This window comes from Rufibacter glacialis, from assembly GCF_008271745.1.
GTDB classification, from domain to species: domain Bacteria; phylum Bacteroidota; class Bacteroidia; order Cytophagales; family Hymenobacteraceae; genus Nibribacter; species Nibribacter glacialis.
In genome coordinates this window covers 269,804-291,905 of sequence record NZ_VKKZ01000021.1, presented here as the reverse complement: position 1 = coordinate 291,905, position 22,102 = coordinate 269,804, and the positions used below count along the sequence as shown (strand labels likewise).

The window sequence follows — 22,102 nt, the reverse complement described above, 5'->3', positions numbered from 1 at the left end:
CAGCGGGAGGACGTTTCAAGGCCATTTCCTAGGTGAAGGCCAAAATGCAAAAAGGCTGCTCCCAGAGGAACAGCCTTTTGTGTCAATAGTCGTGCTACGTGATACGCACTACTTGCTACTAAATTACTTACTCAGGTACAGGTTGCGCTCAGAGTAGATCTTAGTGAAGTATTCGTCTTCCAGGGTGTCAATGAAGTAGATGGCCTCACCGGTAGATTTCATCTCTGGGCCCAACTCCTTGTTTACTTCCGGGAACTTGCTGTGGGAGAACACCGGTACTTTGATGGCGTAGCCTTCCAGCTGCGGGTTGAAGGTGAAATCGGTGACCTTTTTCTCTCCCAGCATCACTTTGGCAGCATAGTTCACATAAGGCTCCCCATAGGCCTTGGCAATGAACGGTACCGTGCGGCTGGCGCGGGGGTTGGCCTCAATGATGTACACAATCTCGTTCTTGATGGCGAACTGGATGTTGATCAACCCCACCGTGTTGAGCGCCAGGGCGATCTTCTTGGTGTAGGTTTCAATCTGGTTCATCACGTTCTCGCTCAAGTCAAACGGAGGCAGCACCGCGTAGGAGTCACCGGAGTGGATACCGGCAGGTTCAATGTGCTCCATGATCCCGATGATGTGCACGTTCTCCCCGTCGCAGATGGCATCGGCCTCGGCTTCAATGGCGCGGTCCAGGAAGTGGTCTAAGAGCACGTGGTTGCCCGGGCTGTCTTTCAGGATGTCCAGCACCTGCGCTTCCAGCTCTTTCTCGTTGATCACGATCTTCATGTTCTGGCCGCCCAATACGTAGCTCGGGCGCACCAGCAGCGGGAATTTCAGGTCTTTGCACACTTCCAGTGCTTCCTCAGCAGAAGTTACGCTGGCGAAGGGAGGGTACGGGATGTCATTTTCTTTCAGCAGGGTAGAGAAGGCACCGCGGTCTTCCGCCAGGTCAAGGCTTTCATAGGTGGTGCCCATGATCTTAATCCCGAAGCGGGTCAGTTTCTCGGCTAGTTTCAGGGCCGTCTGTCCGCCTAACTGCACAATCACGCCTTCTGGTTTCTCGTGCAGGATGATGTCATAGATATGCTCCCAGAACACCGGCTCAAAGTACAGCTTGTCAGAGATGTCTGAGTCTGTAGAAACCGTTTCAGGGTTGCAGTTGATCATGATGGTCTCATAGCCGCACTCGGTGGCGGCCAACACGCCGTGCACGCAAGAGTAATCAAACTCAATGCCCTGGCCAATACGGTTAGGGCCGGAACCCAACACCACCACTTTCTTGCGGTCAGAGACTTTGCTCTCGTTCTCGCCGTCAAAGGTGCTGTAGTAGTACGGCGTCACCGCTTCAAACTCAGCGGCGCAGGTGTCTACCATCTTGAACACGCGCTTGATGCCCATGCTGGTGCGTTTCTCGTGCACTTCGCTCTCTTTGCAACGCAGCAGGTAAGCTAACTGACGGTCAGCGAAGCCTTTTACTTTGGCGGTGCGCATCAAGTCTACCGGAATGGTCTCCAGGGTGTATTTCAGGATCTCGCGTTCGGTGAGCTCCAGCTCTTCAATCTGCTGCAGGAACCAAGGGTCAATCTTGGTTACTTTCTGAATGGTGCTGGTGGCTACGCCGAATTTCATGGCGTCTTTGATGGTGAACAGGCGGTCCCAGCTGGGGTTAGCCAGGCTGTCCATCAACTGGTCGTAGTTCGTTTTCTCCTTGCCATCGGCACCCAGGCCGTTGCGCTTGATCTCCAGGCTTTGGCAAGCCTTCTGCAACGCCTCCTGGAAAGTACGGCCAATGCCCATTACCTCGCCCACCGATTTCATCTGCAAGCCCAGTTTCTTGTTCGCGCCTTTGAACTTGTCAAAGTTCCAGCGCGGTATCTTCACAATCACGTAGTCCAGCGCGGGCTCAAAGAACGCCGAGGTGGTTTTAGTGATGGAGTTTTTCAGTTCATCTAAGTTATAGCCAATGGCCAGTTTGGCGGCTACTTTGGCTATAGGATAACCCGTGGCTTTAGAAGCCAGTGCCGAAGAACGGCTCACGCGCGGGTTGATCTCAATCGCGATGATGGTGTCATCTTCGGGGTTCACCGAGAACTGCACGTTACAGCCGCCGGCAAACTGCCCAATGCCGTTCATCATCTTGATGGCCAGGTCACGCATCTTTTGGTAGGTGGTGTCTGGCAGGGTCATGGCCGGCGCTACCGTGATGGAGTCACCGGTGTGGATGCCCATGGGGTCAAAGTTCTCAATAGAGCAGATGATGATCACGTTGCCGATGTTGTCGCGCAACAGCTCCAGTTCGTACTCTTTCCAACCCATGATGCTTTGCTCCACCAGTACCTCGTGGGTAGGGCTGGCGTGCAGACCGCGGGTCAGGGCCGCGTCAAATTCCTCAGGCGTGTTCACAAAACCACCACCGGTTCCCCCCAGGGTGAACGACGGACGGATCACCAGCGGGAAGCCGATTTCCTGCGCGATTTCCTTGCCTTCCAGAAATGAGGTAGCGGTGTTGCCTTTGCAGACGTTCACGCCCAGCTCAATCATCAAGAGGCGGAATTTCTCACGGTCCTCGGTGGTCTCAATGGCGGCAATGTCTACGCCAATGATCTTCACGCCGTATTTCTTCCAGATGCCGGCTTTGTCGCAGTCAATGGCCAGGTTGAGCGCGGTCTGTCCGCCCATGGTAGGAAGCACCGCGTCTATCTGGTGCTTTTCCAGGATCTCAATGATTGATTTCTTCTCCAGCGGCTTGAGGTACACGTTGTCCGCGGTGATGGAATCCGTCATGATGGTGGCGGGGTTGGAGTTGATGAGGGTGACCTCAATCCCTTCCTCGCGCAGAGAACGGGCGGCTTGGGAGCCGGAGTAGTCAAATTCACAGGCTTGTCCAATGACGATAGGACCAGAACCAATGATCAGGACTGACTTGATGGAATTATCTTTAGGCATTAGTAAAGCGGTATGTATAAATTGCCCAAAGTTAAAGCAGAAAGTTTAGAACTGTAGAGAAAAAATGAGGCCCGGCGCAAATTCCTTGTAATAGTCTTAATTAGCTTGGTGAAGACAGAGCAATTCCTAATCAGAATGAAGGGATTGATGCGTTTTTATCAGGAAGGGCCCTGCTTTGCCTAAGGCTACGGTGCAATTCCGCCCCCTGCGTTGCCTGGCTACGCCGAGAATAAAGGAGGAGGGGGCAAGGTAGAGGTGCGTATTTCGGCCAATTCCCAGAAAACAGGCACAAAACGCGAAATGGATTTCGTGGTTACAGCGAGACCCCGCGGCGCTCCCACTCAGAGGCCAGCTCCAGTTTGGGTAACAGTGTCTTCAGGAACCAATGCTCTAAATCAGGCTTGCCGTGGAAAGGCGTGAGGTCTACCGGCAACTCATCTTTGAGGTGTTGCATGCGCGCCGTATGGAAGATGCGGGAATCCAGGATCACAAACGCGCCTTTGTCTTTCTCGCGCCGCACCAGCCGCCCGAAGCCCTGCCGCAGCTTGTGCTGGCTGGCGGGGTAGTAGAACTTGCTCCAGAAGAAACCGCCCTCCACCTCGCGGCGGTGCGCCACCAACGGATTGCCCAACGACGGGTTAGGCAGCCGGAAAACAATCACCTGCGAGAGCGTGACGCCCGGAAAATCCACCCCAGACCACATGCGGTCCAGCCCCAGCAACACAGAATGCTCTTCCTGCCGGAACCGCCTGATCTCCCACAGGCTGGTGCCTTCCTGCTTCAGGAGTTCAATGTCATAAGCCGGCAGGCGGGAATGCAGCCACCGGTAGGCGTCTTCCATGTCGCGGCGGCTGGTGAAAAGCACAAGGGTACGGCCGTTTAAGGCCACAATGCATTTCAGCAGCGTTTCCATGGAGGTCTGCAGCCAGTCATGCTTCTGGTCCTGCGCCATTTTGTGCTCATAGCAGGGAATAAACGCGGGCACTACGGCATGTACCTTTTCCTGCTGCTCATAGTTGAACGGCGAGAGATAGCGGACTTCCTGCTCAAAGGGCTCTGAGCGGCCCAGCTGGTTCCGGAAGTACTGCGTGTTGCCTGCCACGTACAAGGTGGCCGAGGTGAACAGCAGGCTGGGGTAGACGTGCTGCAGCTTCTCCATCTCGTCTTGCAGGTAGTAGGGCATCTTGCAGACGGCCCAGTAGTGGCCTCCTTTCTCCAGCACATGGATCCAGCGGCGCGAGGGGAAGTCACTGGTGATCTTCTGCAGCGAATCGGCAAACTCAGCGGCCTTTTCTTTGTAGGTCTCCAGACGGCTGAAGGTTTTGTCCTCGGGCATTTTAAGGAGGCGCAACATGCGGTCAATCTTGGCGGCCACAAACTGAAGGGCGGTGAGCAGTTCCTGCAGGGCCTGTTCAATAGCAGCACTGAACTCCCTCTTGACCCAGCGGCCGTTTTCCTGCAGAGAGATCTCCTCTTGCCACCGCTGCTCACCCCCCGGAATAGGCAGCGCCTGAATCAATTCACCGCTGGCCCTGATGGTGGCGCAGTCGCGGTAAATGGAATCTATCTCGTCCAGCACCAGCAGGGAGGTCTCCGTATCCAATTGGTGCGCCACCTTATTCGCCACCCCTTCCAGGAAGCCTTTCCGCCGGTCAGTGCCCAGTAAGGGCTTCAGGAGCCGGGCTTCCACAATGCCCAGGCTGAAGTTCATGCTCAAAGCGCTGCGGGCGAAGTCGGGGAACTGGTCGGCCTCATCAATGATGCAGTGTTGGATGGTGTCAGTGAGTTTGGGCGGCAGCTGCAGCAGTTTGTGGTGGTTGGTCACAATAATGTCAGCGGCGTAGGCCTGCTCCATGTGGCGGGCGTAGGTGCACTTGGCCGGTTCCAGGCACAGTTTGGGCACGCAGACTTCCTGGGCATTGGCCTCAGTGAGCAGGCGGTACGTGTCTGGTAGAATAGACCTGATGTTCTGCGGGATTTCCTCCACTTCGCCCTGCGTATGGTGCACGCGCAACACCAGGTAAAGCCAACTCAGCCCTTCCCTAATGGTGCCTTTCTCCTGCACTACCAGCTCGTCATACAAATCCAGGAGGGCAGATACGCACAGGTAGTTGTTCTTGCCCTTCACAATGGCGGGCCGCAGGTGCGCGTGTAAACCGCCCTTGAAGCGCAACCGCGGAATCTCGCCTTGCATGACCTGTTCCTGCAGGTTTTTGGTGGCCGTGGCCACCACCACCTTGCGGCCGGGGTTGAGGCGCAGCAGTTCGGCGGCGGCCATGAGGTAGCCCATGGTCTTGCCGGTGCCCGTACCCGCCTCGGCCACGAACGTGCCTTTCCCGGTAAGGGCTTTGTTGCAGAACTGGGCGTATTGCAGCTGGGCATACCGCTCGGGCAGGCCGTGTTTCCTGCACCAGGCGTGTAGCGCGTCATAGACGAGCTGGTCAGAGGGCGGCGCGATGTCTACCCTGGGTTTTACTACCGGGGCCTCGGGCACCGTGGGGAGCCAGGAAGTAAGCTGCTCCCGCAGGTGAAAAGGCAACACGGGTACCTCTGTGGTGGCCGGAGGCGTGAGCCAGTGCAGATCCAGCGGTTCCAGCGTCTCTATGCGCTCGGCGGCGTGTTGCACCGCGCGCCAGGCGCTGCCCATGAAAATGGAGCCTAACTTGAGCACTTGCCGTAGCAACTGCATGAACAGCGTGGGCTCGCCGGGGGCATTCTCTGGGGTGCTGGGGATGTTCTGCAACAGTACCTCCAGGAGTTGGAAAAGGTGCGTGTGCAGGGCCGCCAGCGCGACGTGCATGGGCTGGGAAGCCGGTTTCTTCTGGGCAGCAGTGGAACGCGCCACCACATCGCCCATCTCCATGAGGTTGAGGTGCGGCAGAAAGAACGAGGAGAGCAGGGCCAGATCAGCGCAGATGGGCGGCGAGGCCATGCCCGCCAGCACGTAATGCTTGAGCCAAGTCTGCTCGTGCCGCTCCTGAAAGAAGAACACGTGCGTGAAGGAGGCCAGATGGGCCTGCACCTCCGCTTTCAGTTCTTGCCAGAGAGGCGCGCTTTTCGCCTGCTCCTTGCTGATTTTAGACTGCTGCTGCACGCTACGGCCAAACTCCACCTCGGGGTTGAAGAACCACTCCCTCATAACCGCACTCCCTTTCTGCAACGACAGCACGCCCACCTGCAGCAACCCATGTTTGGAACCATAGGAGCCCGTGGCGAACAAATGCAGAAGGGCAAAGGAAGGGGAAGCAGCTTTCATCAGGACCTCACACGTCAACAGCGGGCAAAGGTACTCTATGCCAAGGAATTTGCCGCAAAATAGTGCGTGATGCTAAGGAGCTTAGGAGGATTTGTTTTAGAGCCGATTTTGACAAAAAGTACGGAAAACAGGAAAGAGGTGAATGAGGCTTCGCTGGCGCGAGCGCCCCGCTCGTGTCCGGACGCATTGGAACGAATAATTCAACCTCATTTTGTCATCCTGAAAGGATCTTGTGGGCAAACGATAGAGTCCTTTTTTTCATGCCTTCCTAATTCGTCTACAAGATCTTTTCAAGATGACAAATTGGAGGAAGTTCCATTGGAATCCCTCTATGGCGCGCTTGTAACTCATGTCCTGACGCTCCCTTGGTTTCTAATCATCCGCTTGCGCATGGAGCAGATTACATTTCTAGCTTATTTTGGACGAAACCCTCCCAAAATGAAAAAAGCCGCACAAAGCGTGCGGCCCTTTTCTATATATGCAGTTGTGTTGTTCCTTATTTAGCCAACGCTACTTCACTCAGGGTAGGATAATCTGTGTAGCCCACTTCACCGGTATTGCTGTAGAACGTGTTGTAATCCGGGGCGTTCAGTTCCGCGTTCTCCGCGAAGCGCTCTACCAGGTCTGGGTTGGCAATAAACGGCCGGCCAAAAGCTACCAGATCAGCCAGCCCATCTTCTACTACTTTGTTGCCGGTCTCCTGCGTGAAGCCGCCGTTGATGATGAGCGTGCCGTGGTACAACGGACGGAAGTGCTTCGCGATCTCTTTGATGGCGTAAGGCAACTCCGCTACTTTGGGTGACGCCTCCGTGAGGTGCAGATAGGCCAGGTGATAGTCGTTCAGGCGCTTGATGATGTACTCAAACGTGGGTGCGGTTTCCTCGTCTACCGTAATGCCGAACTGCTCGTGCATAGACGGGTTCAGGCGCACCCCTACGCGACTCAGGTCAAGCACCTCTTTCACGGCATCCAGCACCTCAAAGAAGAAGCGGGCGCGGTTCTCAATGGTACCGCCGTATTCATCGGTGCGCTGGTTAGAGCAGCGGCTGAAGAACTGGTGGAACAGGTACCCGTTGGAAGAATGGATCTCCACGCCGTCAAAACCGGCTTCTACCGCGTTTTGGGCCGCTTTTTTGAAATCGGCTACTATTCCCTTGATCTCGGCGGTTTCCAGCGCTCTGGGCGTCACGGTTGGCTTGAAACCTTCCTCGGTAAAGGCCTGGTCATTGGGGTTCACGGCAGACGGAGCCACCGGTAAGGCGCCGTTGTGGAAATCTGGGTGCGACATGCGGCCCACGTGCCATAGCTGCGCGTAGATCTTTCCGCCCTTGGCGTGCACGGCCTGGGTCACCAGTTTCCAGCCTTCTACCTGCGCAGCAGAATAAATGCCCGGAATGTTGATGTAGCCCACGCCCTGCGGGCTTACCGGCGTGCCTTCTGAGATGATGAGACCGGCACTGGCGCGCTGGGCGTAGTATTCGGCGTTCAGCTCAGTGGGTACGTTTTCGGGGTTATTGGTCCGGCTACGGGTCATAGGGGCCATGACCAGGCGGTTGCTCAGTTGTAAGGCGCCTTTGTGGTATGGTTGTAACAGCGGTTGATTTTCTATTTGGCTCATTGTTTTATTTCTGTGTAAACATAAGTTGTGTATACAACTATATAGGTAAAAAAATATCAGCTCTTCTTCTCGCGCAGCTTGTCCATAAAATCACCAATCTGGGTGGCTTCCTCGGGGCTGATCTGCGGGTATTTCTCCTCCAGATTCTGCATGAGGAAGTCTGTGAGCTGAAGCAGTTCCAGGCCTTTCTCTGTGATGATGATGTCTACCTTGCGGCGGTTCTCAGAGCATTGGCAACGGGTCACCAAGCCTTTTTCCAGCAGCTTGTCTACCAGGCGCGTGGCATTGGAGTCACGGTCTAGCATGCGTTCCTGAATGAGGCCCAAGGTAGCCGGGGTAGGATATTGCCCCCTGAGAATGCCCAGCACATTGTGTTGCTGCAAAGACAACCCATGCGGCTTCAGTTGGCTCGCTAGCTCTTTTTGCAGCCAATTGCCGGTAAACATCACGTTTACCAGCATACGCCGGTGCGGGGTACCAAAGCTCTTCTGTTTTATTTCGTCTTCCAGTTTCATGGGCGGGACCGGTGGGGTAGCAAATCTAGTGATAACTATTGTATATACAATTATTGCACCTGTTTAGTTTCCCTTGCGGCCGGTTTCTTCTGGGAAAGTACTGGTTTAGGGCCCGTTTTTTTCAAAACAGGCCCTAAACCATAGAAGAGGGTTTGTATTGAGCGCTATTTCTGGGAAACCTGCAGTTTGTTCTCCAGCATGCGGTTGTTGTACTGCTGAATGAAGGCCTTGAGCTGGTTTTCCATGGCTATCCTGCGGGCGGGCTCTTTGTCTTGGAGGTCTTCCTTCAGGGATTTGTCTTGGCGGTAGTTGAAGAGGCCCAGGGTTTTGGTGCCGTCAAACTGCAGGAAGTAGTCGCCCTCGGTCCATTGGTAGCCGCCCTGGTAACTGATGGCGAAGTTGCCTTCCTGCGGGTTTAGCATGTTCTTCCCGAAGGAGAAATACGGCTGGTCATAGCCCAGATACCCCAGCACGGTGGGCATGATGTCTATTTGCTGCACCACGCGGTCCCGCTCCACGCCCCTGAAAGAAGCATCGCCGGGGGCGAAGAAAAGGACGGGCACCGCGAAGTTTCCCCAGGCGGTCTGGTACTCGGGGTAATAGGTGTGAGTGGCCGAATGGTCGGCGGTGATCACGAAAAGCGTGTTCTGGAACCAGGGGGCCTTACTGGCGGTCTGGAAGAACTTGCGCAGGGCCATGTCTGAGTACCCGATGCACTCAAAGATCTCAAAGGGGCCCTTCTTGAACTGGCCCTGGTACCGTTCCGGAATCTTGTACGGGTGGTGCGAGGAGGTGGTGAAGACGGCGGTCATGAACGGCTCCTGGAAGGTCTTGAGCTTGCCGGCCATGAACTGCAGGAACTCCTCGTCCCAGATGCCCCACATGCCGTCAAAGTCCTCGGGCTTGCCGTACTCGGTCATGCCGTAGTACTCTTCCACGCCAATCAGGTTCATGAAGGCGTCAAAGCCCATGGAACCGTTGGGGGCGCCATGGAAGAACGAGGTGTGGTAGCCTTTCTGCCGCAAGGTGCGGGGCAGGCTGGGCAAGTTATTGCTCACGTACTGCGTCAGCACGAACGGCTCCTGAATGCTGGGGATGCTGGTGAGCACAGAGGGCAGGGCATCAATGGACTTGCGGCCGTTGGCAAACGAGTTCCAGTAGACCTTGCTATGGCCCATGAGCGAATCCAGGAAAGGCGTGAAGCCGGTGTAGGTGCCGTTCTCCAGGTGCCGGTTATAGCCGCCAATGGCTTCCTTGCCGAAGCTTTCCAACACGATCACCACCACGTTCTTAGGTTGGAACCGGGCGGAGTCTGCGGGTTGGTGCACCGGCGAGTAGAGCTGCGCCACTTCCTGGTCAGAAAAGTAATGGATGGGTTGGTAGCTGGTCTTGTTGATGGTTCTGATCACCGAAAAAGGCGTGTTCAGGACGAGGTACATTTCCTGCGGCCGTTTCACGTACTCCCCGGCGTTGCTCAAGGTGATGGGCCGCGTGCTGTGCCGGAACCCGCCCCGCATGGCCCCAATGGCCAACCCCACGGTAAGCACCAGCACCACGGTGTGCCACGGATAATAGAACCACGGGTTGTAAGTAGGGGCTTTCTCCAGCCTGATGCGGTTGTACAGCCAGGCCATGGCCAACACCAAGGCCAGCCAGATAAGGGCCACATACCAGAAATCCACCAGAAAACTGGACGCAAACGTACCCCAACTCTCATTCGCGAATTCTTTCACCACGCTACCGGTGGTACGGCGCAGGGTAAAGCGGTAGTAGATGAAATCAGCGCAGTTGAGGGCCAAACCTATGCCGTTGAAGACCAGGAACACCCACTTCACCACTTTGCGGTACCCCGGGTGGTGCCGGAACCGGAACGGCAGCAGCATGAGGGCCAAAAACAGCAGGTTGGTATAGAGGACCGCCACCAGGTCAAACCGCAGGCCACCCCACATGAGGTACAGCAGGTCAGAGAAGGAAGTCTCCGCGAAAAAGCCCTTGTTGAAAAAATAAAAGAGCAGCCGGCAAACGGTATAGAGGAGCATCACCACTCCCAGCGCCAACAGCATGGCCAGGTGTACACTACATTTTAGCGCCTTAGGCCTAAAAGAATTCATCATGTTCAAACAGAAGAACCACAAAATTAAGGAAATATCACGGAGTGGTAGAACGAAAGTGCTGAAAACGCCAGCCTGTTCCCGAGGAAGCCTTTTGTAGCGCGGATTTATCAATAAGCAAGACCTCACAGGTTTTGAAAACCTGTGAGGTCAACCATCCTTCTTCCCAGGAGGGGAATACTTTTGCAGGAGGAAGGAATGCGTGGGAGAGAGGAATGCGTGGAGACAAGGCGGTGCCGTTGTCTCTACATGGGAAATCATTACTGCTTCTGCTACTTTCCCCTGTTCCAGTCTTTCCCGAGCGCGCCTCGCTTTTGGCCCTGGATAGACGATAACTAAATGGAACAGACAGCTCAGGCCGAAAGGGCAGTGCGAGAGGGGAAGACGGGGCCTCGCGGCCGTGAGCGATCGGAGGGCAGCCATGCAACGAGCCGCATAAGGGCCTATGCCAATGCAGGGCACCACGCCAGCAACGGCAAAAGGCGTGCACAGGAAGCGGTTATCCAACAATTTCTGGTTGGCGTCAGGCTAGATTCCATTTGATTAGCACAGCCTCGTTTCCCTGTAACGAGGCTACTTAATCGGGTATTCTGTAGCGACGTTACACTGTAACGTCGTACATGTTCCCCTTCCTGACCGGAGAGAGCACCAGCCATGGCAAAAGGCATATAATAGCTTTAAAAATACCTGCAAAGGGCGCTGATAAACCTCTCGCAGCCATTTCTGGCGCAAAAGAAAAAATCAGCTATGGAACGAGAACCTCGTTTCAAAGCTGGTTTCAGAAAAACAGGTAAAAAAACAGCTTATAAACCGAAGGCATCTTTCAAACCCGTCACGGCTTGTTTCTGGGCCGCCTTTGCTTCGCGCAGCACCGTAGTCATGCCAAAGAACTCATGCGTGACGCCATCATACACTTTGTGGTCTACTTCAACGCCGGCTGCCTCCAGTCTATCTGCCAACTGCTGGCCTTCAGTCTGGAGCGGGTCTAGCTGGGCATTGATGATGGTGGTGGGAGGCAAGCCTTTCAGATTGGCGCCTACCAGGTTGATCCAAGGGTTCTTGCCGTCAGCGGGAGTGCGCAGGTACTGCTGGAAGAACCATTCCATCATGGGCTTGTCCAGGGGCTTGGCGGCGGCGTATTTCTGGTAAGATTCCGTGTTGGTGGCGTAACCGGCAATGGGGTACACCAATACCTGGTGCACCGGCATCTGTACTTTCTGGTCGCGGGCCATCATGCTCACGGCGGCGGCCAGGTTGCCGCCGGCGCTTTCGCCCACCACGGCTACCTTTTTAGGGTCACCTTTGAGAGACGCGGCATTCTGCAACGCCCATTTGTAGGCGGCAAAGGAATCATTGTGCGCGGTAGGGAATTTGTTTTCAGGGGCCTGCCGGTACGCTACGGAAATCACTACGGCATCTGTCTGTTCGGCCAGCCCACGGGCCGAGGCATCATACGTGTCCAGGTCGGCAATGACCCAGCCGCCGCCGTGGTAATACACAATCACTGGGTAAGAAGCCTTGCCGGTTTTGGGCGTGTACACCCGCGCATGGATCTGTCCGCCGGCTACGGGAATCTTTTTGCCCACGGTATCCACCCTGGAAGGCGGCATGGCAATGTTGTTTTCCTTCATCAGGTCCAGGACGGCCGTGGTAGGCGTGGGGTTCTGGCGGGCCTGTTGGGCAGTGAGCTGCGGAATAGGCTTGGCGTTATAGCTGGACAGCTTGTCAATGACCGCCTGCATGGGACCGGTGATCTCATCTGCCCAGACCGGTTTGGCACCAGTTGGCTTCAGGCCTTCTTCTACCAGTTCAATGGAGTCTGCCGTGTTGGTAGTGCCAGAGGGAGTGGCGGTATCTGCGGCCTCATCGCGGGCTTGGCGCTCTGTCTCCACGCTACGTTTGCTCTCACAGGAACCAACCAGCATGCAAAAAGCGGCTATCAAGGCCATGCTTCCCAGGTAGGTATTAGGTAATGTTCTCATTATCATAGTAGTAGGATTAAGGCAAACAGGAGCTGTCTGTGGTAATTAACATACGCAAGCGCTATAAATACGGATTGTTTTAAGGGGGCAAAGATGGAGAACAGGCAAGAAGAAGGAGGCCTGGGGGCTTGTGGTTCATAGAAAACCCGCTTATATTTGTTCAGCCAAGCAGGCATTCAGCGAGAGTAGCTCAGTTGGTAGAGCATCAGCTTCCCAAGCTGAGGGCCGCGGGTTCGAATCCCGTTTCTCGCTCCAAATTTTCTCCTTTTTCGTTCCGGTTTCTTTAAGATGGGTATGTGTAGAGTCCTGAGTTCCCTGCGCCTTTGGCAGGCGATTGCATGTGTGGTAGTAGTCTCAGCGGCAGCAAGCTGCACCGCTCCCCGATCCATCATCCACTCGGGCCGGGTAACGCCCCACGGGGAGTTCAAGATAGGTGCGAACGTAGGCGGCAACGTGGCCACGGAACCCATCAGCCAACTCAAAGACATCACCGAGGCTGCCATTGAGGCCCTAGCCAACCGTGACACTGTTTTTTACAACGACCAGGTGCGGGTGGCTACCAAGGCCGCTCTTGCCTACACCCTGGACCCCGTAGGACCCACCTTTGATTTCTATGTGCGCTACGGCCTGGTGCCCCGGGTAGACGTGGGGTACAAATATGCCTCTGGTGTACACGTGCTAGATGCCATGTACCAGTTCATGGGCCCGTTAGGCGGAACCACCGCCGGCGGCTCTGGTCAGTGGTACGGGAGCATGGGCGTACAGTACGCCGGGCAGAGTTCAGGCATTCTGGAGGGCATCTTCCTGGATAAGCTGGCCCCCATTGTGCAGTTCAAAGCCACCCGCCGCGATGTGCTGGTGCCCCTGGTGTTCAGCAAATCCTTTGGCGTGGATGAAGAGTTCGGGAACGTCTCTTTTGGGGTGGCCTACAACCATACGTTTCTGGAATACGGTCTAGAGCCAGGACGCCTGTACGAGAAAGTAGGTGGGAAATCAATGAAGGTGGAAGGCCTCACCCAGAAACAGAGTTTCCCGTCTTACGGGTTCTTCGTGAATGCCAAGATTGGTGCCCGCCGCATCTATCTTCTGCCCGCCCTGTCTATGTACTACCAGAATTACGGCACCTATAATCTGCTGCAGAACGAGCAGGAAAGTTATTCCGGCATCACCATTGTGCCGTCTTTAGGCCTGCAGATAGGGCTGGGGCAGGGCAAGACCAGTAAACGCTAACGGCTGTTTCAAGCCTTTTTCCTGAAAAGTAGGCCAAAAATGATTGCTTGTAAAAGCGGCTAGATAACTATAAAAGCCCTGGGATTGATACTAGATATCAATCCCAGGGCTTTCTGATTTAGTAAAGGCCCCTCCGGCAGGGTGCTTTTTGCGCCTGTTTTTCAGAAAAGAGGCCTGAAAGATACCGGAGCAGCGACAGCCTCAAGCGGCAGGATTGAAGCCTTGCCCTGCCGCTTGCCTCTCCCCGCAGAGGCTTTGAAACAAGATGGCAGAATGGGAAAGGGTACCAAGAGGGATTTTCCTTGGTACCCTTTCTCCTGTAGATTCCATAAAGGGTGCTTTATCTGAAGCGTTGCTTCCCGAGCGAATAGAAGCCGCCTTATTCTGCGGTAGTGGGATCAATGATGAAAGAAACCTCTTTGATGGAGTTGGCTGGGAAACCTCCTTTTTGGGCGTGTTCCCGGATCATCGCTTCGTTTGGGGCAATGTACACGCAATAGATCTTGTCACCGGCAACATAGCTTTGCTGCCACTGGATCTGAGGGCCCATTTGAGACAAGACACTACAAGACGTCTGTGAAATGCCTTTCAGTTGGTCGGCGGTGAGTTGGCTGGCGCCGGGAACTTCCCGTTCAATGAGGTACTTGGGCATGGCTGGTCTGAATGAAGGTGAACCTACTCGTCTGGCTTTTCGGAACCGCCCCGTTTCTTTGTGGTTTCTGGTCTCCACCTGGTGTTCAGAGAGGATCCATTGGGATGATCGCTAGAGGATCTGAGGGTTGCAAGTAACAGGCAGTGGCCTGTTCAGAGGAGCTTCAAACGCGCACTAGGAGAGTGCCTGCGGCGAAGGGCTACCAGCGGGTCGCGACTTGTCTTCGGGCAGCGGCACGAATTCCTGGTTATCGGTGGGTGGTAACAGAATGCGGCCGGCTTTCCAGTCGGCTTTGGCCTGTTCAATGCGGTCCTTCCGGCTGGAGACGAAATTCCACCAGATAAACCGTTCGCCCAGTGGTTCACCGCCCAGAAGCATGAGGGTAGCCGGTTCCTTGGCCAAAATAACAGGATCTATGCCTTGGTTGAAGACCAGCATCTGGCCCGTGCCGTACGTGCGGCCCGCTACTTCAATACTGCCTTTGGCTACGTAAATGGCCCGCTCTGTGTGTTCCTGGGGTAAGCCAAACCGGGTGCCCTGCTCCAGTACCACGTGCAGGTAAAAAAGTGGCGAGTGGGTTTTAACCCCGTTTCTCAGCCCATAGGCATCACCGGCAATGAGGCGCATCCAGACGCCGGCCTCCGTGAAAATGGGAAGCTGTTCCGGTTGGTAATTGTCAAAGGCGGGGGCGGCTTCCTCGTCTTTCTCCGGGAGGGCCACCCAGGTCTGGATCATCTCCAGTTTTCCGCCGGCCAGGGTAGCCGGGTCTTCAAACCGTTCTGAATGGGCAATGCCGCTGCCGGCGGTCATCCAGTTCACCTCACCGGGTCTGATGATCTGCTCCACGCCCAGGCTATCGCGGTGCGTGACTTGCCCACCGAACAGGTAACTGACCGTGGACAAACCTATGTGCGGGTGCGGCAGTACATCCAGAGAGGTCACCAAGGGTGGCTGCACGTTTACCGGGCCGGCATGGTCCATGAAGATGAAGGGACCCACCATCCGGCGCAGGCGGAAAGGCAGAATCCGGCGAACCTCCATTCCGGGAGCCAGGGAGGCTTTTCGGGCATCAATCACAAGGTCCAGCATAGGCAGTGTTTTGGCTGTGGTTTCCTGAAGTTAGCCGTAAAACAGGAAGATGGCAAGCAGGAACCGGCAAAAGAGGGGTTTCTCTGAGAAACCTGGTTTCCTCAACTCCTTCACACTTTTATCGTTCTAAAAGATGTAGTAACATTGATTATGGAAATAGGCATCACCACCTTCGTAGAGAATACCCCAGACCCGGCTACCGGAAAAGTGCTTCCCCCGCACGAGCGGATGCGGAACCTGATGGAAGAAATTGAGCTCGCCGACCAGGTGGGCCTGGATGTTTTCTCTATTGGGGAACACCACCGCTCAGATTTCATTGTCTCCTCGCCGGCGGTGGTGCTGGCCGCGGCCGCGGTGAAAACCAAAAAGATCAAGCTGTCCAGCGCTGTGACGGTGTTAAGCTCAGATGACCCCGTGCGGGTATTCCAGGATTTCGCGCACGTGGACCTCTTGTCTGAGGGCCGCGCTGAGATCATGGCAGGGCGCGGGTCGTTTATTGAGTCTTTTCCGCTTTTTGGGCAGGATATGAAAGACTACCATTCGCTGTTCGCGGAGAAGCTGGACCTGCTTATTCAGTTGAACAAAAGCGAGAAGGTCACCTGGTCTGGCAAGCACCGCGCGGCCATTGATGACCTGGGCGTGTACCCCAGGCCCTACCAGGCGGAACTTCCCATTTGGGTAGCCGTGGGCGGAACCCCAGAATCGGTCATACGGGCCGCCCAGTATGGTTTGCCCATGGCCCTGGCCATCATTGGCGGCATGCCTGAACGGTTTGTGCCTTTCACGGACCTTTACAAGAAAGTCTACCTGCAATCTGGGTTTCAGGCGCAGAACCTACAACTGGCCATTAATTCGCACGGCTACCTGGCAGATGATTCGCAGAAGGCGGCCAACGAGTTCTACGGCCCGTACGCGTACCTCATGGGCAAAATTGGCCGCGAGCGCGGATGGTCTGGCATGAGCCGCGAACAGTATGACCTCATGCGCGGCCCCGAGGGCTCCTTGCTGGTAGGCAGTCCGCAGCAGGTGATTGACAAGATCCTATGGGAGCACGAGTTGTTCGGCAACACCCGTTTCCTGCTGCACATCAGCGTAGGCACCCTGCCGCACGCGCAGGTGCTGCGGGCTATTGAGTTGTTAGGTACCGTGGTGGCCCCGGCGGTGAAGAAGGCAGTGGCAGAAAAGGGGTGATTCCTAAAATGGCCATCTGATTTTTTATGCCGCGTTGAATGTATTCCGTTGCAGATACCGTGATCGTCCTTGTAGAGACAAGGCATGCCTTGTCTCTACAAGGACGATCATTTCCACCAAGAACAGTGCAAATCCGCATTTCCGCTGGAACAGCAAACATCTATGAATAGAATTTGTCATCAGCCCAATTCTGCGGGTTATGATAAATGTAATGGGCAATATTTTTATGGTCTTTTGCATTGCGGATAATATGGTCATGAAACCGTGCCTGCCATGCAAAATTAGGCTGAATTGAACGTGCAAATCTGGTGACGGCAGATTTGTAGGAACCAATAATAGAGGATAAGGTGTGTTTGCCCTGGTTCTGGAACCGTTGTTGACCTATTGTTTTATCAGTAGGAGGTTCTTGAACGGGTGAATCAAGAATAGGCGGACCAGGAATCGTAGAGACAAGGCACTGCCTTGTCTCTACAGGGGTTGAGGGGCCTGCCGAATGATCCGCAGGTGGTTCCTCCGGTTTCTGAATCAGAAGGAGGCCATGCACATGGTTGGGCATAACCACAAAGGAATCTAATTCCACAAACGGGAAATGGCTGGGAATCTCAGCCCAAACCGTATAGGCCAATCTGCCAATCTCTGATAACTGCATTTCCCCATCAAGAATGCTTCCAAAATAATGTTGCCGGTCTTTGGTACAGATGGTGATGAAATAGGCCGCATTCCATCCGTAATCCCAGTGCTGCAAACGGGCAGAAGCAATCCGGTATTTATGTTGGAATTTATCAGGCATGCCCTGTTTATCTAATTTTTATCCATAGATAAACGGCTAATCTATAATAAGTTTTTGAAGGAGAAAGGAATGCGTGGTAGAGACAAGGCATGCCTTGTCTCTACGGTATCTGATCACGCCATCAAATAGAACCTTATCTCCGGGTACGGGCCGCCAGTTTCTGGTTCTGGGCAACGCTGTCTGGGTGAGGCGGGTACAGGAATTTCCGGATCTCCTGCAGGTAGCTGAAGCTGCCGTTGGGCAAGTTGCTGAGGATGATGAGGGCGCTGTGCTCTTTGGGGTTCCTGAGCAGATACGTGGAAAAGCCGTGCCACAGCCCGCCATGGTACACGGCGGTATCACCGTTTTCCAGAGGCTTCAGGCGCCACCCGAACCCGTAATCTTCCTCCTGCTTTTTCTTCTTATTCAGAATACCGCCGGTAAACGCCTCTTTCAGGGTTTCTTTGCTGACCAATTTCTGTGTGTACAGGGCCTGGTCCCATTTGTAGAGGTCTTCTACGTTAGAGTAAATGCCTTTGTCGCCCAGCACGGTATCCAGGTAATCTGAGGTGCGTTTCTGGCGGAAGCGGGTGTGGCCGGTGGCAATCTTGCCGGTGAGGGTGGCCACGTCTGGGCTGTAGGTAAAGGTGTTCTTCATCTCCAGCGGCTCAAAGATGCGCTCCCGCAGAAACGTGGCGAACGACTTTTTAGATACCTTTTCCACAATAGAGGCCAATAAACTGTAGCCGGTGTTGCTGTAGTCAAACCGCACGTTGGGTTTGTAGTACGGTCTGGGCTGGTGGGCCACCATGAGGTTGATGACGTCCTGGTTGGTGAGGTTCTTGTTGCGGTCTGGCCAGAGTTTGTCGCTGAAATAGGTGTAGTTAGACAGGCCGCTCTGGTGGGTGAGCAGCTGCCGGATGGTGATGCCGTGGTACGGGAACTCCGGGAAATACTGCTGCACGCTGTCTTCATAGCGGAGTTCGCCGTCTTCCTTCAGCATCATAATGGCCATGGCGGTGAACTGCTTGGAGACCGAGGCCAGCTGGAAAGCGGTTTCTACGGTAAGGGAATCTTTCTTGTAGAAATCGGCCATGCCGAAGGCGCCCTTGTAGACAACCTGGTCATACTTGGTCACCAGCACCGTGCCGTTAAAGCCCCTTCTTTTGTGAAAGTGCTTGAAAACGGAATCCAGTTGATGGCCCAGTTTCCGGACGCTGTCTGCTGTGAAAGACGCCGGAATAGCGATCTCCTCCTTTGTTTCCTCCTCCTTGCCCCAGAATTTCTTCTTCTTCCCCGACTCCTGGCAACTGAGCAGCAGGAGGCAGAAAAGGGAGGCGGGGAGACATCTGTACAGTAAACGTTTTGCGCTGAGAAAGACCATACCTAAGATTACCAACAAGAAAACAGTTTCTAAAGATAAGGCAACAGATAAGACAACGAAAGAAAATTTTCACCATTGTCTGGGGCAACATTTCAGAATCTGGTCAGCGGTTGGGAGGGGAGGCAGTTTTTTGTTTCAGCATCTTATCGGCCCAGGGAAGAAAGAACTTGAAATTAGGGGCATCGGTATGGCCGCCGTCATGTTGGCGCCAGGCTAATTCCCCGTCCAGCAAACCCACGTTTACGGCCGGCATTTTCGCGGTTTTGTAATCATGGCCTACGCCCAGGTCACGGGCACCCAGCAGTTTGAACACCGGGCCGGCCGCCACCGTCGCCATGTAACTGCCCTGTTGGTCTAGCCACTTGGCGTCGCCTTGCTCAGGGATGCCGTAGCTGATGAACGTGAGCCGAGGGGCGCATAAGGCAATGAGTTGGTGCGCGTCTACCGGAAGATCGTTGGCGGTTTTTGGGCCAAAGGTAGCCTCAGAGGCGCCGTATTTGAGGAAATTGCCCGCCATCCAGTGGTATTGGCCGCTGCCGGTGAGGCTTTCCACGGCTTCGCCGAAGTTGCGCCGGTGCAGCTTGGCCCCGCCTTCGCCGGAAGAACCGATCAGGCCCATGGCAAAGCGCTGGTCAAACGCCTGCGCCACCAAAGCCGCTTTCCCGAACCGCGACACGCCTTCTATGCCCACCCGTTTGGCATCTACCGCCGGATCGGTTTCCAGGTAGTCCAGTCCGCGGGAGGCACCCCAGGCCCAAGCGCGTAACGCTCCCCAATCGTCTGGCTTCCGGGGCTGGCCTTTGTTCGTTAAGCCGATGATGCCTTTGGTCAGTCCCGCGCCGTTATCGGCCTGGATACTGCCGGGTTCAATCAGGGCGTAGCCCCAGCCGGCCGCCAGCAATTGATGCGTAGGAGGCGGGTCACCGGCGGGTGGGGGCCCGAAGGTAGGCGAGGCGGCGGTAAGGGGATTATAAGCCGGGTATTGCTCAAACACCGCTTTCAGCGAAGGGTCTTGTTTCACCAGCAGTTCCTTGAAAGCAGCGTTGATTTTCTCCATGCTTTCTTTGGGCGGCTGGGCAGGCGCGGGTAAGGCGCTTCGGCTGAACATCATCAAGACCGGCACCGGACCTTTGGCGTTGGCGGGCGTGACCACGGTCATAGCAATGTTCACCTCCAGCAAAGGGTACTGCGAGTTGTCTACCTTGCCTACCAACTGTTTCGCATTGACAGGAATCCAGCCCACCATTTCCCGCTCAGAGATTACCGTCTGCCAAGTTACTTTGGGCACATTTTTCGGAATTCGGCCGTAAATCTCGCGCTCAAACTCCTCCACGATCTCTGGCCGCCGCTGGTTCCACCAAATGGCCGGGGTGGTGACCTTCTTGCCGTTCTTCAGGGTGAGCAACTCCGGCAGGTTAGGGTAGGGGTTCGCCTTGGCCTCATCATAGTTGGCTGCATTGGGCGCTTTCTCGTCTCCACTGGGACCCGGCCGAAGCGCCTTGATGCCCAACTGCTTCATCATGTGCTGATGGTCCTGCTCAGCGGTGAAGTTGATAGGAGCTGGGTAGTTGGCGGCCGTTGTACCCGTAGAAGCCTGTTGCGCGGAGGCAGGGGAAATGGTGAAGGCGAGTAGAAGGTAGAGGAGGTTTTTCATGAGGGCCGGTTAATGCCTCAAGATAATTATTAAGTAGAACCAGAAGGGTAGTGAAGCTCCTCTTATTCTAAATTATTCTAGGGTATTTCGCTGATTTTGAGCGGATTTGAGGAGTGGTGGCATCTTGGTCCTGGTGTTCAAGAATGATGCTTAGGTCCAGGCTGAACTAAGCATATCAACCGCCTTATTAATGCGCTGATGCTCCCCAGTGTTAAGCTTCTGAAATTTCAAGTCTGGTCATTGCTTTATTTTTACGCCTTTGTACCCGTCTACCAGCATGGTGTCAATTTCTCCTTCGCTGTTTGCGGCAAACTCCACGTCTGACCAGTAGGTGCGCTGAATAAATTTGGTACCATGTTTTTTTGCTTCGGCTACCGGAATCAAGGCACCCCAGGAGCAAGACAGATTACCATCTTTGAAACTGACTTCCATGACAAAGTCTTTGAGGTAGAAATCAGAGTCAAATTGGTATTGGCCCACCAAACGCGCTGCTTGCTCAGGATGAATAATGCTCTTAGTGAGGGTAGTCTTTGCGACGGGCTTTTTCAATACCAGGGCCGCCAGCTGCATTCCCAGGTCTGCCGGTAGCGAGATGTAGTTGTTTGAAAGGACAATGACCGTCAGTTTTTCTTCTGGGTAAATGCCAAAGTAAGAGGAGAAACCCGGCGACCGGCCATTCATCTGCACTCTTTTCCTGTCTAGATGATTCCGGATAAACCAACCGTATCCTACATTATCGCCGTAATCGGTAAAAACCTTCTGCCATGATTCTTTTGACAACAGCGCATGGTTTAAGATGGCGGTCGCAAATTTATAGAGGTCTTCTGTGGTGGAGTAAATGGAGCCGTGCCCGGTTTTAGAAGTCCAGTTGATGTGGTAGGCATTTTCTACCTCGTAATGGCCCACCGGTGCATACCCATTGGCAAGGTTGGTGATAATTTCACTTTCACCGTGGGAATGGCCGGTATTGGTCATTTTCAGGGGATTGAAAATGCTTTCTTTCAAATAGGTGCCAAATGGTTTTCCGGTTACTTTTTCAATAATGTAGGCTAAAACAATATAATCAGAACGGCCGTGGTTGTACTTACTACCCGGAGCGAACAGCAGGGAGTCTTCTTTGATGTAGTGAATAAGTTGATCTAAGGAATGCTGGAATTTTGTGATGCTATCATAATCCACTTTTTGGTTTTCGCCAATAGCCGGGATGCCAGACCGCTGGGTTAACAGGTGATGTACCGTTAAGCGGTTCCCGTGTTTATAACCGGGAAGATACTTTGCCACCGGATCATCTAGAGACAGCTTCTTTTCCTCGGCTAATTTCATGATAGCAGCCGAAGTAAAAATCATGGAAACGGAGGCTAAGAAGAATTTAGTCTGGGTGGTGTTGGGCAGGTTGTAGGACCTGTTCATTTGGCCATAGGCCTTTGAAAACAGGACCTTGCCATTCTGGGCCACCAACACACTGCCGCTATAGTTGTTGGTTTGCACATAAGGCATGATCAAAGCATCCATTTCTTTGCTTTGTGCCCTTAAGGGTAACGTGAAAACCAAAACCAAACCAAGGGAGAGAAGGATTCTTGTCATTTTGGGCTCATGTAGTAAGGTTTTATGAGGCTAGTTTTACTTCATCATGTGCTGGTGGTCCTGCTGGGCCGTGAAGTTTTTGGGAGCGGGGTGGTAGGGGGAAAGACGCATTCACATGGGCTGCATGAAT

The 22,102-nt window shown here is 54.4% G+C and carries 14 protein-coding genes and 1 tRNA gene; 3 read left to right on the top strand and 12 right to left on the bottom strand.

All coding sequences use genetic code 11. From position 1 onward, the window contains the following. Positions 1–123 precede the first annotated feature (123 nt). The 6 genes from carB to FOE74_RS12875 form a co-directional block, all read right to left on the bottom strand. Entirely contained in the window at positions 124–2,937 is a 2,814-nt protein-coding gene (carB, locus tag FOE74_RS12900) for a carbamoyl-phosphate synthase large subunit (protein ID WP_149099033.1), read from the bottom strand. Between the two features lie 313 nt (positions 2,938–3,250). Next, on the bottom strand, positions 3,251–6,193 hold the full coding sequence (locus FOE74_RS12895; protein WP_149099032.1) for an ATP-dependent DNA helicase: 2,943 nt from the start codon (positions 6,191–6,193) through the stop codon (positions 3,251–3,253). Positions 6,194–6,689: 496 nt separating this feature from the next. Then, positions 6,690–7,811, bottom strand: coding sequence for an alkene reductase (locus FOE74_RS12890; protein ID WP_149099031.1), 1,122 nt, complete (start codon positions 7,809–7,811; stop codon positions 6,690–6,692). Positions 7,812–7,867: 56 nt separating this feature from the next. After that, a complete protein-coding gene (locus FOE74_RS12885; RefSeq protein WP_149099030.1) occupies positions 7,868–8,326 on the bottom strand; it encodes a MarR family winged helix-turn-helix transcriptional regulator in 459 nt (152 codons plus the stop codon). A gap of 164 nt (positions 8,327–8,490) precedes the next feature. Further along, the gene (locus FOE74_RS12880; RefSeq protein ID WP_225840802.1) at positions 8,491–10,440 is read right to left on the bottom strand and encodes an LTA synthase family protein; all 1,950 of its coding nucleotides are present in this window, start codon (positions 10,438–10,440) and stop codon (positions 8,491–8,493) included. Between the two features lie 800 nt (positions 10,441–11,240). Then, complete coding sequence (locus FOE74_RS12875) at positions 11,241–12,419, bottom strand: alpha/beta hydrolase (protein ID WP_225840801.1); 1,179 nt, start codon at positions 12,417–12,419, stop codon at positions 11,241–11,243. A gap of 179 nt (positions 12,420–12,598) precedes the next feature. Here FOE74_RS12875 and FOE74_RS12870 point away from each other — a divergent pair. Then, a tRNA-Gly gene (locus FOE74_RS12870) sits at positions 12,599–12,674 on the top strand. A 39-nt stretch (positions 12,675–12,713) separates the two neighbouring features. Then, positions 12,714–13,649 carry a hypothetical protein gene (locus tag FOE74_RS12865; RefSeq protein WP_149099029.1) on the top strand — a complete coding sequence of 312 codons (936 nt, stop codon included), beginning with the start codon at positions 12,714–12,716 and terminating at the stop codon, positions 13,647–13,649. Positions 13,650–14,028: 379 nt separating this feature from the next. Here FOE74_RS12865 and FOE74_RS12860 read toward each other — a convergent pair whose 3' ends face one another. Next, on the bottom strand, positions 14,029–14,301 hold the full coding sequence (locus FOE74_RS12860; RefSeq protein WP_149099028.1) for a DUF4242 domain-containing protein: 273 nt from the start codon (positions 14,299–14,301) through the stop codon (positions 14,029–14,031). Positions 14,302–14,475: 174 nt separating this feature from the next. Continuing rightward, positions 14,476–15,390 (bottom strand): pirin family protein, encoded by a 915-nt coding sequence (locus tag FOE74_RS12855; protein WP_149099027.1) that lies wholly within the window; start codon positions 15,388–15,390, stop codon positions 14,476–14,478. 150 nt (positions 15,391–15,540) lie between these two features. On the opposite strand from FOE74_RS12855, the gene FOE74_RS12850 reads away from it, so the two are divergent. Continuing rightward, positions 15,541–16,581 carry an LLM class flavin-dependent oxidoreductase gene (locus FOE74_RS12850; RefSeq protein ID WP_149099026.1) on the top strand — a complete coding sequence of 347 codons (1,041 nt, stop codon included), beginning with the start codon at positions 15,541–15,543 and terminating at the stop codon, positions 16,579–16,581. A gap of 160 nt (positions 16,582–16,741) precedes the next feature. Here the strand turns inward: FOE74_RS12850 and FOE74_RS12845 are convergent, their stop codons facing one another. From FOE74_RS12845 to FOE74_RS12830, 4 genes are all read right to left on the bottom strand, one after another. Continuing rightward, entirely contained in the window at positions 16,742–17,371 is a 630-nt protein-coding gene (locus tag FOE74_RS12845) for a transposase (protein ID WP_149099025.1), read from the bottom strand. Between the two features lie 133 nt (positions 17,372–17,504). Continuing rightward, on the bottom strand, positions 17,505–18,734 hold the full coding sequence (locus FOE74_RS12840; RefSeq protein WP_149099024.1) for a serine hydrolase domain-containing protein: 1,230 nt from the start codon (positions 18,732–18,734) through the stop codon (positions 17,505–17,507). A gap of 103 nt (positions 18,735–18,837) precedes the next feature. Further along, positions 18,838–20,388, bottom strand: coding sequence for a glucuronyl esterase domain-containing protein (locus tag FOE74_RS12835; protein ID WP_149099023.1), 1,551 nt, complete (start codon positions 20,386–20,388; stop codon positions 18,838–18,840). A 237-nt stretch (positions 20,389–20,625) separates the two neighbouring features. Continuing rightward, positions 20,626–21,972, bottom strand: a complete 1,347-nt coding sequence (locus FOE74_RS12830; RefSeq protein ID WP_149099022.1) for a serine hydrolase domain-containing protein — start codon at positions 21,970–21,972, stop codon at positions 20,626–20,628. Positions 21,973–22,102 lie beyond the last annotated feature (130 nt).

Bases quoted from the DNA above. Each gene is read 5' to 3' on its own strand.
- FOE74_RS12895 (WP_149099032.1), bottom strand. From the start codon at position 6,193: ATGAAAGCTGCTTCCCCTTCCTTTGCCCTTCTGCATTTGTTCGCCACG.
- FOE74_RS12880 (WP_225840802.1), bottom strand. From the start codon at position 10,440: ATGATGAATTCTTTTAGGCCTAAGGCGCTAAAATGTAGTGTACACCTG.
- FOE74_RS12890 (WP_149099031.1), bottom strand. From the start codon at position 7,811: ATGAGCCAAATAGAAAATCAACCGCTGTTACAACCATACCACAAAGGC.
- FOE74_RS12865 (WP_149099029.1), top strand. From the start codon at position 12,714: ATGTGTAGAGTCCTGAGTTCCCTGCGCCTTTGGCAGGCGATTGCATGT.
- carB (WP_149099033.1), bottom strand. From the start codon at position 2,937: ATGCCTAAAGATAATTCCATCAAGTCAGTCCTGATCATTGGTTCTGGT.
- FOE74_RS12830 (WP_149099022.1), bottom strand. From the start codon at position 21,972: ATGACAAGAATCCTTCTCTCCCTTGGTTTGGTTTTGGTTTTCACGTTA.
- FOE74_RS12840 (WP_149099024.1), bottom strand. From the start codon at position 18,734: ATGGTCTTTCTCAGCGCAAAACGTTTACTGTACAGATGTCTCCCCGCC.
- FOE74_RS12835 (WP_149099023.1), bottom strand. From the start codon at position 20,388: ATGAAAAACCTCCTCTACCTTCTACTCGCCTTCACCATTTCCCCTGCC.
- FOE74_RS12875 (WP_225840801.1), bottom strand. From the start codon at position 12,419: ATGAGAACATTACCTAATACCTACCTGGGAAGCATGGCCTTGATAGCC.
- FOE74_RS12855 (WP_149099027.1), bottom strand. From the start codon at position 15,390: ATGCTGGACCTTGTGATTGATGCCCGAAAAGCCTCCCTGGCTCCCGGA.
- FOE74_RS12845 (WP_149099025.1), bottom strand. From the start codon at position 17,371: ATGCCTGATAAATTCCAACATAAATACCGGATTGCTTCTGCCCGTTTG.
- FOE74_RS12885 (WP_149099030.1), bottom strand. From the start codon at position 8,326: ATGAAACTGGAAGACGAAATAAAACAGAAGAGCTTTGGTACCCCGCAC.
- FOE74_RS12860 (WP_149099028.1), bottom strand. From the start codon at position 14,301: ATGCCCAAGTACCTCATTGAACGGGAAGTTCCCGGCGCCAGCCAACTC.
- FOE74_RS12850 (WP_149099026.1), top strand. From the start codon at position 15,541: ATGGAAATAGGCATCACCACCTTCGTAGAGAATACCCCAGACCCGGCT.